Annotated in this window: 9 protein-coding genes; 6 read left to right on the top strand and 3 right to left on the bottom strand. The window is 59.9% G+C overall.

Annotated elements, in window-relative coordinates; all coding sequences use genetic code 11:
* The first annotated feature begins 9 nt into the window (after positions 1 to 9).
* Both NT179_11960 and NT179_11955 read left to right on the top strand, forming a co-directional pair.
* Complete coding sequence (locus NT179_11960) at positions 10 to 639, top strand: SprT-like domain-containing protein (protein MCX5722723.1); 630 nt, start codon at positions 10 to 12, stop codon at positions 637 to 639.
* 22 nt (positions 640 to 661) lie between these two features.
* On the top strand, positions 662 to 1810 hold the full coding sequence (locus NT179_11955) for a DNA polymerase IV (protein MCX5722722.1): 1149 nt from the start codon (positions 662 to 664) through the stop codon (positions 1808 to 1810).
* A 6-nt stretch (positions 1811 to 1816) separates the two neighbouring features.
* On the opposite strand, the gene NT179_11950 is transcribed toward NT179_11955, so the two are convergent.
* Both NT179_11950 and NT179_11945 read right to left on the bottom strand, forming a co-directional pair.
* Positions 1817 to 2002: a hypothetical protein gene (locus tag NT179_11950; protein ID MCX5722721.1), complete on the bottom strand. Its 186-nt coding sequence runs from the start codon at positions 2000 to 2002 to the stop codon at positions 1817 to 1819.
* A 58-nt stretch (positions 2003 to 2060) separates the two neighbouring features.
* On the bottom strand, positions 2061 to 6962 hold the full coding sequence (locus NT179_11945; GenBank protein ID MCX5722720.1) for a PAS domain S-box protein: 4902 nt from the start codon (positions 6960 to 6962) through the stop codon (positions 2061 to 2063).
* A gap of 426 nt (positions 6963 to 7388) precedes the next feature.
* Here NT179_11945 and rfaE2 point away from each other — a divergent pair, with 426 nt between their 5' ends.
* The 4 genes from rfaE2 to NT179_11925 all read left to right on the top strand — a co-directional run bounded on the left by rfaE2 (position 7389) and on the right by NT179_11925 (position 13402).
* Positions 7389 to 7871, top strand: coding sequence for a D-glycero-beta-D-manno-heptose 1-phosphate adenylyltransferase (gene rfaE2, locus NT179_11940; protein MCX5722719.1), 483 nt, complete (start codon positions 7389 to 7391; stop codon positions 7869 to 7871).
* Between the two features lie 51 nt (positions 7872 to 7922).
* Positions 7923 to 11354, top strand: coding sequence for a transcription-repair coupling factor (gene mfd, locus NT179_11935; protein MCX5722718.1), 3432 nt, complete (start codon positions 7923 to 7925; stop codon positions 11352 to 11354).
* A gap of 17 nt (positions 11355 to 11371) precedes the next feature.
* Positions 11372 to 12271, top strand: coding sequence for a peptidylprolyl isomerase (locus NT179_11930; GenBank protein ID MCX5722717.1), 900 nt, complete (start codon positions 11372 to 11374; stop codon positions 12269 to 12271).
* A gap of 102 nt (positions 12272 to 12373) precedes the next feature.
* The gene (locus NT179_11925; protein ID MCX5722716.1) at positions 12374 to 13402 is read left to right on the top strand and encodes a peptidyl-prolyl cis-trans isomerase; all 1029 of its coding nucleotides are present in this window, start codon (positions 12374 to 12376) and stop codon (positions 13400 to 13402) included.
* Here the strand turns inward: NT179_11925 and yihA are convergent.
* A complete protein-coding gene (gene yihA, locus NT179_11920; GenBank protein ID MCX5722715.1) occupies positions 13326 to 13922 on the bottom strand; it encodes a ribosome biogenesis GTP-binding protein YihA/YsxC in 597 nt (198 codons plus the stop codon). The genes NT179_11925 and yihA overlap by 77 nt on opposite strands.
* Positions 13923 to 13992 lie beyond the last annotated feature (70 nt).

The following is a 13992-nucleotide window of genomic DNA, read 5'->3' as shown; positions in this document are numbered from 1 at the left end:
CCCCCTCCTATGGCTCCACGCCAAGCCCCTCCCGTCACCACTCAGCATCTCACTCAAATGTGGAACGAGCTGAATGGCCGCTACTTCGCAGACCTGCTGCCTCCGATCGATCTCGTTTGGAGCCGCCGCCTGACCTCCTCCGTCGGCATGTTCATCAGCCGTCGAGGACCAAGACCCCGGCTGGATCAGGAGGGTCTTCGCCCGCCGACCACACGCGAGATTCGCCTCTCCCTCCCCTTGCTCCACCAAGCCACCCACGCGAGCGAATATGGCGAACAGGAAATCGTAAATACCCTGGCGCATGAAATGATTCATCAGTGGCAATACGACAGTCTGAAACGGCGGCCGAATCACGGGCCTGATTTTCTCCGCAAGATGACCGAGATGAATCGGGATGGAACCCTGGCGATCACCATCTACCATTCGTTGCAGAAGGAAGTGCTCGCGCTCACGCGATTTGCCTGGCGCTGCCGGCAATGCGGCCAACTGTACCGGCGTCAACGACGGACGATTCAGCCGCGCCGGCACCATTGCGGCATCTGTCGGGGCTCCCTGCAGGAATTGGAGTCAGTAGGCCAGCTCCAGCACGAACCGTCTCCGACATCCTTGCCACCCGGCCAATTATCCTTTCCGGTATAAGCGCTGACTGGAGGAGCCATCGATGCGCTGGTCTCGCCAGATCCTGTTCGGAGACATCGATGCCATGTTCGCCTCCGCGGCGGTCCTGGCAGATCCCAGCCTTGCGGACAAACCGGTGGCAGTCGGAGGATCCTCCCCGCGAGGCATTATCGCGGCGGCGAGTTACGAAGCCCGTTCGTTCGGCATCCGCTCCGCCATGCCGACCGGCGAAGCCAAACGGCTCTGCCCCCAGCTCATCCTCGTTCCTCCGGACCGACCTCTCTATCAACGACTTCATGAACAGATGCAGGCCGTCATCGACCGTCTACTCCCTGTCGTCGAATGGACCAGCATCGACGAGTTCTACGCAGAGACCACGGACATGCAATCTCTCTATCCCGACCCCTCACGTCTGGGCCGATGCGTGAAGGACGCGATCTTCGACGCCACGGGACTCCATTGCACGGTCGCGCTCGCCAGCGGAAAAACTGTGGCGAAGGTCGCAGCGGATGTCCACAAGCCGGACGGGCTGGCGGTGATCGAGCCGGGCACCGAAGCAGCCTTTCTGGCGATTCGTCCGGTGCGCGACTTGCCTGGTATCGGACCGAAATCCGCGGCCATGTTGCAGGGGCTCGGTATCCATTGCGTTGGCGACCTGCTCGATCCGCAGCATGAGCCATTTCTTCGGCAGCAATGGGGCAACCGTCTGATCGCCTGGCAGGAGGTGGCGCGGGGCATCGATCACGATCCGGTCGTGGTCGATCGGGAATCCAAAAGTCTCGGTCGTGAAACGACGTTCGAGCGGGACAGCCGCGACTTGGCAGTCCTGGAGCAGACGATCAAAAGTTTTCTTGGCACCTTGACGCATGATCTGCGCGTGCAGGGTCTGGCGGCTGGGTCCTTCACCGTCAAACTTAAAGATACAACGTTCCGGGTCACCACTCGACAGCAGCAGTTCCAGCAACCGCTCAATTACGATCCTGCGATGTGGCCAGCCATCCGAGCGGCGCTCCACCGCCTGGCCATTCCTCACACAGACTACCGGCTGGTGGGCCTGTCACTGTCAGGCCTCCTACCTGCGACCGAATCCCTCTTTGCACAGCGCCAGACTCAGGCTGTCGCAGCCTTGGATGGATTGATCGAACGATATGGCAGTCGAATGGTCCGGCTCGGGGGGATTCCGGAAGAGTAGACAGGCTCAGCTAGGGCCTGAACTGTCGGGCGGGCGAACCGAATTCAAAAACGCCTCCACTTCCTGGATGACGACGCCCTGCTCCTCAGCAGATAACTTCTCCCAATGTTGCCGGAGCGGTTCGAAATAGCGCCTGATGGACGTATAGAGACTGTAGGCTCTCCCGTTTCGCTCATCCGGACTGTCGGCCATGGTTCAACCCTCTGAGTAGGCCAGCAGTCTAGTCAATTCTCCATCGGCAGACAAGGGCTCAACTGGCCATTTTCCTGGCCAATGACGGATGGGCCGCCTGCTGTGGTGCAGGTTCAATATTTTTAAGCAGTCGCGTGAGTATGCTGGCGAGATCCTGGGATTTGACCGGTTTCGAAATATACTCATCCATTCCGGCTTCCAGGCACCGCTCCCGATCGCCCTTCATCGAGTTGGCGGTCATGGCGATAATCGGCACATGCTGCGTGGGCTGTTGTCCGTTGATCGGCTCGTCACTCTTCGCGAGTGCCGCCTCCCGTTGGCGGATCACACTCGTCGCGTCAAAGCCATCCATCTCAGGCATCTGACAGTCCATCAACACTGCTGAATAGGCGATACGGTTTGTCGCTTCGATCGCCTCCGCACCATTGGCGACCACGTCCACATGGTAGCCCATCTTTTCCAGCATGTGGACAGCCACTTTCTGGTTGATGATGTTGTCTTCGGCCAACAGCAACCGAATGCCGGTTTTCCTTTTCGCTTCGGCCAAGCTGTGGCGCGTCACCAACCCATGGCCTAGTGGCGCGGCTGATCGTTCGCCGTCGGCTCCCTGCTGGCGCCGAGGCCTCCCCGTGACGGCGGTTAAACAATCATAGAGGTGAGCCTCCCGCACCGGCTTCGTTAAATACCCCGCCACGCCGGCCGCCACCGCCGCCTTCGCGTCGCCTCGCCGCCCGGTGGCACTTAACAACACCGTATGAGTGCCTTTCAGGATCCGGTCTTTATTGATCGCCTGGGCGAGGTGAAGTCCGTCCATCGCCACCATGTCCAAATCTAAAATCACCACGTCATAGGGCTTGCCGCGCGCGACACTCTTGCGCAACAGCTGTAACGCGAACTCCCCACTCTCGGCGAACGTGCCCTGAAGCTCCCATTTCTTGAGATACAGTTCGAGCACACGCCGGTTAATCTCCTTATCATTCACTACCAACGCATGGAGGCCTCGCAGATCGGTGCGCTCAACCTGTGGCGCCCGATGTGCCATGGGCTGTTGCTCCAGAGAGACCGCAAACCAGAAGCGGCTCCCCTCGCCCGGCTTGCTCTCCACCCCGATCGTGCCCTCCATCATCTCGACGAGGCGCCTCGAAATAGCTAAACCCAGCCCGGTGCCTCCATACTTGCGTGCCATGGATGCATCCGCTTGGCTGAACGACTGGAACAGATTCGCGCAGGTGTCAGGCGCGATGCCGATACCCGAATCGGCAACCTCGAATCGAACCTGGACCTGCTCACCCCGCTCCTCGACCAGGCTCACATGCAGCACGACATCGCCTTGCTTGGTGAACTTGATCGCGTTGCCGATCAGATTCGTGACGATCTGGCGGATCCGGCCAGGATCTCCGCGCAAGGCCGTCGGCACCTCGGCGTGAAACAAACAGACCAGGTTGATCCCCTTGGCTGAAGCCTGTTCGCTGAACAGGTCGAGGCATTCCTCCATGGCGTGGCGGAGATCGAAGTCGATGATCTCCAAGGTGAGTTTGCCAGCTTCGATTTTCGAGAAATCGAGAATGTCGTTAATGATCGTCAGGAGATGTTCCCCGCTGGTGCGGACTGTTTCCGCGTACCCCTGCTGCTCCTGGGTGAGGCCGGTCTCGAGCAACAAGCCGGTCATGCCGATCACGCCGTTCATCGGCGTCCTGATTTCATGGCTCATGGTCGCAAGAAACGTAGACTTGGCTTCCGTGGCAGCCTTGGCCTGCGCAAGTGCGATATCGAGATCCTGATTGGTCTTCTCGAGCTCCTGCGCATAAGCCGTCAGGGATTTCTCGGCTTGTTTGCGCGCGGAGATGTCGCGGAGAAACGCGCTGAAGGTGAGTCCTCCTTCGAGCCGGAGGGGAGCGATCGCAACTTCCACTGGAAACACGCGACCGTCACGATGCACTGCGGTCACCTCCAGTAGTTTATTCAAGACGGCGTCCTGACCCATCTCGACATACTGTTTGAGTCCTTCCTCGTGCGCGGCTCGATAGGCTTCAGGAATGATCGTGGTCGCCAGGTTTCGACCCACGGCCTCCTGGCGAGACCAGCCGAACAGCACCTCCGCCTGCCTATTCCATTCCACGATCAGCCCTTCGGCATTCATCGTAATAACCGCGTCCAGCGCCGTGTCGATCATCTGCCTAGTCCGCGCCTCATTCTCGCGGAGCGCCGATTCTGCCTCAATCCGCTCGATAAAGAGCCCGATCTGACTACCCACCTCGGCTAGCATGGGGAAGAGATCCGATTCCTGCGGCTGCGACTCACGGCTGAAGAACTCCAGCACGCCGTAGACACTTCCTCGGAGCCTGATCGGAAACGCGTAGGAACCGCACAGTCCATCTTGCTCCGCTGCGGCATGGCGCCGGAACGTCGTTTCCGTGGAGATATCGGAAATCCACCACACTTCCCCGGTCGCCCAGACACGCCCAGGAAGTTCGACCTCGGACGCAAAGGTCGCTCGTTGGCTGGCCGACACGATATTGGGGAACAGATTTTGAGACTTCCTCCAGAGATGGCTAAACTGCAGCACCTCTCGCTGGCAATCAACCTTCCACAAAATGCCCAGGTCCCAATTTAAACTGCCGCAAATCACCTGCATCACGCCCAGCATGGCCTGCTCGACCGTCAAGGCACCGGCCAACGCCCGCGTTACGGCATACTGAGTCGCCCTCCGCTGCTGTGCCCGGCACTGCTCCGTAATATCCAACACGATGGCCACAAAGGTCGGACGGCCGTGAAACAAGCTACATTGCAAGTGCACTCGAATCGGGTATGTCGACGCGTCCTTACGCCGGTGCACGGTATTGAACTGGAGGGATTGCCGTTCGCCGCGGTGTAAAAATTGGATGAGGGTGGCGAAGGATTGGCTGGTGAACTCCGGCATGAGATCCAACGGTGTGAGCCTGAGCAACTCGTCCGCGCTATACCCGAGGTTGGCCTGCGCCCCCCGATTCACATGCAGAAAACAGAGGGTCCCGGCGTCAAACAGATAAATCTCGTTCAGCATGTCGTCGAGGATATGCCCGAAGCCCGCCTCCTGCTCCTGGGTCCGCTTGCGACGCACGAACGCGCCAATCTGGATGCCGAACGCGCCCATCGCACTCAGCGTGCCGTTGTCAGAATGCCGGACCGTGGAGCTGAAGAACTCCATCACACCCAGAATCTCGCCATCGAGCAGAATCGGGAACGCCACTGCCGCACACAGACTATTGCGAACCGCCAGGGCCGACCGAGGGAAATTTACGTCGTCCCTCACATCTGCAATCCACAGAACCTCGCCGCTTGTCCAGACCCGCCCGGGAAGACCGACGCCTGGTGCCAAACTCACCTCGCGGCTTTTATCGAGAAAATCCGACAGGGTCTCAGACGTGCATTGCCACGTTTCCGTACATCGGAGCGCGCCGACCTTGGGATCCATCTCCCACAGCGCACCGACCGACCAATCGAGACCGGTCCCGATCGCACGAAGGAGTCCGGGCGCCGCCTCGCACAGTGAGTCGGATTCGGCAAGGACAAGCGTCACCTCATGCTGGCCCAAAATCCGCCATTCGGCTCGCTTGTGCTCGGTGATATCACGCAGAACATACAAGGCCTCCTGCACAGCTCCTCGACCGTCGCGAAGACAGGAGGCTGTGACCTCCACCCAGCGTTGCACGTTCGGCAGCGGAGACACCTGACATTGCAGGACCCCTGGCTCGCCGTTCCAGACACTCTGATGCATCACCTGGAACGCGGGACGGTCCTCGCGATAGATGAACGGGGAAATCGGCTTGCCGATCAGCTCAGTCCTGTCCCGCACATCAAATAAGACGCACGCCGCGTGATTCGCGTCGCGCACCACTCCTTCCCGGCTCACCAGCAGCACACACTCAGGAATCGTCGTGACAATGGCTTGCAGATGCTGTTCATGCGCGAGGGCCTGTTCCTTCTCCTGTTGCGCATGGCCCCACTCCCGCTGTACGCGCCGGGCCGTCCAGAGGAGCATCGCGACGAGCGGCAAGACGACGAGTCCTCCCGTCAGCCCGACTTTCCAGAGCAGGCCATGGATCGGATCGACGACTTCGCTCCGGTCGACACGAATCAGAACGGTCCAGCCAAGCCCGGCAAACTCGCCATGTCCCTTCGTCCGCGCATACCCCGTCAGCACCGGCACATGCCGCCGCCGATGGTCTTCCTCGATATAACCTGATTGCCCTGCGACGCCCAGCTCCGCGGACGGCAGCCCCATCTGCTTGAGATTGACATCGCCCTTATGCGAGAGATCTGAATCGATGAATGCGTGGCCGTCGTTCCGCAACACTTGATATTCCACCGTCCGCCAAACCTTCCGCCCTTCTTCAAAGGTCTGGATCGTTCTCGTCGTAATTTCCTCCAACGCCGGAATCCCAATCCGCGTCGTGACGACGCCGAGGAACGCACCCGGTTGGCCATGAACGGACCGTGCGAATAACGGCTTGCTGAACGAAATCGCGTCATTTCCCCCGGTGAGGAGGTCTCGACGCACGTCGCCAACGTAAATCGATCCAGTCCTTTTGGCTTCCTGAAACCAGCCCTCGCCTCTCATCTCCATGTTCACGGTCGACGGATCTGACGCGTCAACAATCCGCCCTTCCGCATTGGCCACGCCGACCCAGAGGTAGAGGGGATAGGCGCGCTTGAACATCGTAAAGAGCCCGGCATCTCCGTCCTCCCTTTTGGCCTTAGAAGGCACGATGTCCGCGAGAACCTGAATATCGCCGTACCGTTCCAGCAAGAGCAGATCGATGCTATCGGCGATGTCGGCGGCAACCACCGCGACGGCTTCTCCGGTCGTCGAGATGAACCGCTGTTCGAGAAACGCTAATCCAAATCCGCCCACGAATAGCGGGACCACCGTGACGAGCACGATCAGTAAGAATTGTCCTCGATAGGGCCTCCGGCCCATCAGGAACCTCTTTGACTTGTCAAATGGGAAGGGAAGAAACACAAGTATCCACTATCCCTGCATAGGTTCCGTACATCGACGTCAACTATGCTGTTGGCAGGCCGGCGAGACGGTCTTCCCCCGAATGGTTTCCACTCGGACAGATCCCGTACCTCCTAGAACCTCATATCTCAATCGGCTTGTTTTTGAAGGAACTTTAGCCCACGTGGCTCCTGAGAATGACGTAGGTCTCCGCCCTCAGGATACGTCGTCAGGTCGCGGAGGCAGCATCGTCTCGCATTCGTGGGTGCTGCGGTCAGGCCCCTGACCGGGGAGGGCCAGATACACAGCCGGAAACGAGGGAGGGGCCTGGAGAGAGGCGGTCGGGCATTGATTCAGCCGCTGCATCCCCCTATGATGCCTCTCTCAAATGAGGAGAGGCATCTGATGCTTTCCAAGGTTAAACAACGACAGGAACTCGCCTCGCTGCTGCAGTCTCACCGGCAGGCCGGCAACCGCATTGTGTTCACGAACGGCTGCTTCGATCTCATGCATGTGGGCCATACACGCTACCTCCAAGCCGCGAAAGACCTGGGCGACCTGCTGGTCGTGGCCGTCAACAGCGACGAATCTGTCAAAAGTTTGAATAAGGCGCCGGATAGGCCGATCGTCCCGGACACTCAGCGGGCTGAAGTCGTCGCGGCGCTCGGCTCAGTCGATTATGTTATCCTGTTCAATGAACCGGACCCCCAGGACCTGATCGCCGCCCTGCAGCCGGATATTCTTGTCAAAGGCGGAGATTGGGCGGTGGAACAGATCGTCGGGCGCGAGATCGTCGAAGCGCGCGGCGGAGTCGTCCGTACTATTCCCTTGGTCCCCGGCATGTCCACTACATCATTAATCCAACGTATTCGCGCAACCACCACATAAGCCGTATCAGTGTCCGACATTATCCATCCTCCTACAGCATCCCAGTGGTTCGTGCCTGTCGCTGCATCATTGGCAGACAAGGCGGGCCGTCCCTCTGTCACCGGCTTGCACGGCTCCACTTCCGGCCTCGCCCTCACCACACTCATGCAGCCTCAGTCAGGCAAACTGGGCAACCGGTCCTGGCTCATTGTCACAGGATCGGATGAGGCAGCCGAACGGCTCTTCGACGATCTGCATTTTTCCCATGACCTCGTCGGCCTGTCGACGGCGCCCCTCGCCCTCTTCCCGAGATGGGAAACCCTGCCTTACGAAGGCAGCGCCCCCCATGTCAGTCTGATCGCGCGCCGGATGAATACCCTGCATCACATCCGCACCGCTCCCCAGACCTGCCTGGTCACCTCCATCGCGGCCCTGATGCAACGGCTGTTGCCCGTCGCGGCTTTCACCGGCACCACCCTGCAATTTAAACGAGGCGGCACGATCGAGCGGGAGGTCCTCACCAGCAGGCTCTTGCGCCTCGGCTACCGCCGGGTCTCGGTGGTGGAAATCCCCGGCGAGTTCAGCATTCGAGGCGGCATTGTGGATATTTTCTCAACCGCCTATGCCGAGCCGATGCGTGTCGAATTTCTCGGTGAAACGATCGACTCGCTCCGCCTCTTCGATCCCGCCACACAAAAATCTACCGCGAAACTGGATCGCGCGGTGGTCCTGCCAGCCCGGGAATATCTGCGGGCAGAGGATTCGCCGGATGCCCTCGCCCCCATTCCGGCTGATGCAGAATGGCGCGCGCCGAATCTCTACCCTGCCATGGAGACCCTCTTCGATTATTTTACCGAACAACCAGTATTGGTCCTGGATCAGCCTGCTGCCTTGAGCGGGGCCTGCGCAGACCTCTGGAGCAAAATCGACGACGGCTACCTCCGCCATGCCGATCGGGAGACCGTCGTCCCCTACCCGTCACCGGAACGGCTGTTTCTCGCCTGGCCGGAACTGATGGAGCACACGCAGGGCTGGCCCACCCTCGCGCTGGAACCGCTCACCGAAAGCGATGCCTCCTGGAATCCGGTGCAGGCCTTTCCGGCCCAGGCCCCGGCCAGCGCCGGCCTCGGCGCCCGCGGGATGCCCTTCAGCCAGACCCTCGCCATCATGGATCGCCTGCGTGAGAACTGCCGCGTGGTCCTCGTCGCGAGAAGTCAGGGCCAAGTGGCTCGCTTGCTGGCGCTCTTGCGCGAACACGATGTCCCGGCGATGGAATGGGCCACGGGAACCTGGACCGCCTCGAGTAAAACGAAAGCCCCGTTTTACGTCTTACATGGCGATCTGTCTGCGGGATTCCTTGCCCCGGACTTACGCCTGGCGGTGCTGACGGAAGAAGAGCTCTTCGCCAAAGGCGCGCGCCACAAGCCACAGGCCAAGAGCAAAGCCGCCACGTTCCTTTCCTCCCTGGAAGATCTCAACGTGGGCGACTATGTCGTCCATGTCCAACATGGCATCGCCCGCTATCAAGGGCTGAAACGCCTCTCCGTGCAGGATTTCGACAGCGATTACTTGATCCTGGAATTCGCCGGCGGCGATAAGCTCTACGTCCCGCTGGAGAAGCTCAGCCATGTGCAGCGCTATAGCGGAGCGGAGGGCCATGGGCCTCGCCTGGAACGGCTGGGCGGCACCAATTGGGCCAAAACGACCGCGCGGGTGAAGAAAGACATTGAGGAGATGGCCCACGAGCTGGTCGATCTCTACGCCAACCGAGAACTCGTGACGCGCAATGCCTACGGGTTCGACAGCACCATGTACCACGAGTTCGAGGCCGCCTTTGAATACGAAGAAACGGCGGATCAACTCAAGGCGATCGAAGACATTACCCGCGACATGGAGTCCAACAAACCGATGGACCGCCTCGTCTGCGGCGACGTGGGATATGGCAAAACGGAAGTGGCCATGCGGGCCGCTTTCAAGGCGGTGGAAGCCAATCGCCAGGTGGCCGTGCTCGTCCCCACGACTCTCTTGGCTCACCAACATTACGACAACTTCTCAGAACGGTTCGCGCCCTTCCCGGCTCGCGTGGCCCTCCTCTCCCGCTTCCAATCGCCGAAAGAGGCCAAAGCCATTCTCAAAGATGTGGCCAGCGGCGACGTGGATGTAGTGATCGGCACCCACCGGCTCATCCAGAAGGATGTGGTCTTCCGGGACCTGGGGCTCGTGATCATCGATGAGGAACAGTGGTTCGGCGTCAAACATAAGGAACGATTAAAACAACTCCGCACCCACATCGATGTCTTGACCCTCACCGCCACTCCCATTCCGCGCACCTTGCAGATGGCCATGGCCAGCGTGCGCGACCTCTCGATCATCGAGACGCCTCCGGCCGGCCGCCTGGCCATTCGCACCCAGGTCGTCCGATCCAGCGACAAACTCGTCAGGGAAGCGATCTTGCGTGAGCTCGGGCGGGGCGGGCAGATCTACTTCGTCCATAACCGGGTCGAAACCATGGAGAAGACGGGCGCCTGGCTCCACCAACTGGTGCCGGATGCGCGCATCGTGATGGCCCATGGGCAGATGAACGCCAAACCGCTCGAAGCGGTCATGCTGAAATTCTTTCGCCGGGAGGCGGATATTCTGATCGCCTCGGCCATTATCCAATCGGGCATCGATGTCCCCACAGCCAACACGATCATCATCAATCGCGCCGACATGTTCGGCCTCGCGCAGTTGTACCAGCTGCGCGGGCGCGTGGGCCGGAGCGGCGATCAAGCCTACGCCTACTTCCTGGTGCCGGACGAGGGACAACTGAGCGAAGATGCCCAGAAGCGCCTCACCGCCATTCAGCAATTTACCGAACTGGGGGCCGGCTTCCGCATCGCCGCGGCGGACATGGAAATCCGCGGCGCCGGCAACCTCCTGGGGAAACAACAATCGGGACATATCGCCGCGATCGGACTCGATCTCTACATGCAGATGGTGGAGCAGGCCGTCCAGCGCCTCAAGGGCCAGGTGGTGGAAGAAGAACCGGAACCGGTGCTCCGGCTCAATATCTCCGCCTTCATCCCGGATGAATATATTGCCGATCCCCACCAGCGCCTCTCGTTTTATAAACGCCTCTCCTCCTGCGCCCAGGTCGGAGACCTCGCCTTGCTGCATGGCGAAATGCAAGACCGGTACGGGATGGCCCCGGACTCCGTCGAACGGCTGTTCGAAGTCATGCAGGTGCGGCTCCAGGCCAAGGCCTTGCGCCTGGCTGCCATCGAACTCAAAACTCACTCCGTCGTCGTCACGCTCGACGCCAAGAGCCGGGTCGCCAGCCAGGCGATTCACAAGCTGATGGACCGGTACAAGAAACGGATTTGCTTCCTCTCGCCCCTCGCATTTGAACTCCAAATGCCGCATCAGGACTGGCCTTCCATCTTTCAAGAACTCACCGCAACCTTGCAAAGCCTGGGAGTCTGTGATACCAACACAACGATGTCTCCGCAATCATCTCGCTAACAAGGTTTCATAGACTTATGACTCGACCATCCAACGTTTCCAGAAACTTCGCCACCCTCCGTTTTCTCGCTGTGCTGTCTTGCGCCATCGGAGGGAGCCTCCTATCGCTTACCGGCTGCACACCGCCGCCGGAAGAAGGCGTGGTCGCCCTCGTCAACGGCCGGCAGATCACGCAGAACGAATTCGAAGCCCGCTGGGAAGAACTGTCCGACGCCACCAGGTCCCGGTATGAGAAAGAAGGGGGAAAGCGCCGTTTTCTCGACGAGCTCATCACCCGCGAACTGCTGATGCAGGAAGCGCGCAAGCAAGGGATTGATCAAAACGACGTCGTCCGGGATCGGACCCAGCGCTATCGGGAACAACTGATTCTCGACGAGCTCCTCAGAAGCCTGGTCAAAACCAAGATCGAACTCTCGGACGAAGAATTGGACGCCTTTTACGCGAAGCATGCCCACGAACTCCTGACCGCCTTGAAGGTGCAAGTGTCCCAAATGCTGCTCCCCAGCCTCCCCGCCGCGAAGGATGTCGAAGCGCAGATCAACCGGGGCGGAGACTTTGCCAAATTTGCGCAGCGCTATTCCCTCGACAACAAAACGAAATCCAAAGGAGGCGATCTCGGCCCCTACCACAAGAATTTAGTCCTCCCAGAGGTCGACGCGGTCTTGCAAACCCTCAAGCCAGGAACGGTCAGTGCGCCGATCAAGGCGGAGGCCGGCTATTACCTCGTCATGGTCACGGCCCTCGACAAAGAAATGATCCAGGCGGACTTAGCCATTCGGGAACGCCTCCGGCAGGAACTGCTCAACGAAAAACGCCGAAAACGGTTTGACGACGCGCTCGTGGACATCCGTGCGAAAGCGATCGTCCGCCTGGCCGATGCCTCACGCTATGTCGCCGACGACGTCGGCACCCGCTGATCCGGCAGCGGACACTCCCCTGACTCACACTCCTCAAGCCATCCACAATTCGTGTACAATCCCTCGAACCCTCATCGGCAGCCTGGCGCAAAACTCAGAGCCATGATCATGCACCGTCCCTTCATCACGATGCCCCCGTCCCGACTACACTGCGCGGTCCTCTGCGCGCTGTCGCTGCTCGCACCAATCTCCCTGCTTTCAGCCGCGCAGGTACAAGACCGGATCGTCGCGATCGTCAACTCGGACCTCATCATGCAGTCCGATATGAAGCGTGAACTGGCCCCGGAACGGGAACGGATTCAGAAGGAATATCGCGGCGAAGCCCTCGCACACCGGCTCAGGACGGTGGAATATATGGCGCTGACCTCGATGATCGAGCGCAAACTCCAGCTCCAGGAAGCCAAGGCCAAAGGGGTCGAGGTCTCCGACCAGGAGGTCCGGCAGGCGCTTCAGCAGATGAAGCAGCAGGGGGAAACGATCGACGAGACGAATCCGGCCAACCTGAAAAATGTCCGGGAACAGCTGATCCTGCTCAAGGTCGTCGACCGGGAAGTGCGGAGCGGGGTGATGGTCGCGGACTCCGACATGAAACGCTACTTCCAGGAACACCATGACCGGTTCGCGCTCCCGGAGGAGTACACCCTCAGCCAGATTCTCCTCAAGCCCCGGTCGCCTGACGATACGGCCGACGCCAAAGCCAAAGCGGCCGAGATCACGGCCCTGCTCAAACGGGGGGAGCCCTTCGAAGATCTGGCGTTGCGTTTTTCAGACGGGCCGAACGCCTCGCGCGGAGGGCGCCTGGGCTTGGTGCGGCAGGGAGAACTCTTGCCGGGCATCGAACGAGCCATCGCGAAGCTCGTGCCAGGCGGCATCTCGGATACGATCGAAACCTCCGAGGGGCTCCATATCGTTCGCCTGGAAGACAAACAACCCAAACAGTTTCGGCCGTACGAGGAAGTCCGCGTTGAAATCCAGGGACTCGTTTTTCAGCAGAAAAGCGAAGACGTCTTTCAATCGTGGCTGGCAGAGCTCAAGAACAAAGCCTATATCGAGATCAAGTTCGAATCCGCTCCTTCAGGGCCGCCCACAACCGGTCCCGCCCCTCGCCCGTCGTCGACGAGTAAGGAATAGCCTCCTCGGTCAATCCCAGCCCTTCGTGCAGTCGGCGCAGCGCCTTAACTCGCTCGCTCATTTTCAGCTTATCGACTTTCGTCGCCACCACGATGGGCGGACGTCCGACGGACAACAACCAGGCAATCGTCTCCCGATCCTGCTCGCTCACCACCCGGCTTTCCACCAGGACCACCACCGCGCACAACTGTTCGCTGCCGTCGAGATACTGTTCAATCAGCGGCGCCCATTCCGCCCGCAGCGATTTCGAGACCCTCGCATAGCCATAACCCGGCAAATCCACCAACACGAATCGCGCCAATCCTGGATCGTCACTGGTAATGCGAAAAAGATTAACCAGGCGGGTCTTGCCCGGCGTGCGGCTCACCTTGGCCAGCCCCCTGCGCTGCAAGAGCGAATTGATGAGCGAGGACTTGCCGACGTTCGACCGCCCGATGAAGGCGACTTCCGGAAGATCGCCCTGCAGAAACTGTTCTGGCCCCGCACAACTTCTGATAAACTCTGCCGTGAGAATTTTCATGCCCTACCCATTCACCGATCAGACACCATGTTATTGACACAGCCACACATCATCTCTGTGATACGCAGCC

Source organism: Nitrospirota bacterium (assembly GCA_026387665.1).
In the GTDB taxonomy this organism is placed as follows: domain Bacteria; phylum Nitrospirota; class Nitrospiria; order Nitrospirales; family Nitrospiraceae; genus Palsa-1315.
This window is presented reverse-complemented; position numbering and strand designations above follow the sequence as displayed.

Coding starts and splice junctions, on each gene's coding strand:
- NT179_11945 (MCX5722720.1), bottom strand. CDS start 6,962: ATGGGCCGGAGGCCCTATCGAGGACAATTCTTACTGATCGTGCTCGTC.
- NT179_11960 (MCX5722723.1), top strand. CDS start 10: ATGGCTCCACGCCAAGCCCCTCCCGTCACCACTCAGCATCTCACTCAA.
- NT179_11930 (MCX5722717.1), top strand. CDS start 11,372: ATGACTCGACCATCCAACGTTTCCAGAAACTTCGCCACCCTCCGTTTT.
- NT179_11950 (MCX5722721.1), bottom strand. CDS start 2,002: ATGGCCGACAGTCCGGATGAGCGAAACGGGAGAGCCTACAGTCTCTAT.
- NT179_11925 (MCX5722716.1), top strand. CDS start 12,374: ATGATCATGCACCGTCCCTTCATCACGATGCCCCCGTCCCGACTACAC.
- NT179_11955 (MCX5722722.1), top strand. CDS start 662: ATGCGCTGGTCTCGCCAGATCCTGTTCGGAGACATCGATGCCATGTTC.
- yihA (MCX5722715.1), bottom strand. CDS start 13,922: ATGAAAATTCTCACGGCAGAGTTTATCAGAAGTTGTGCGGGGCCAGAA.
- rfaE2 (MCX5722719.1), top strand. CDS start 7,389: ATGCTTTCCAAGGTTAAACAACGACAGGAACTCGCCTCGCTGCTGCAG.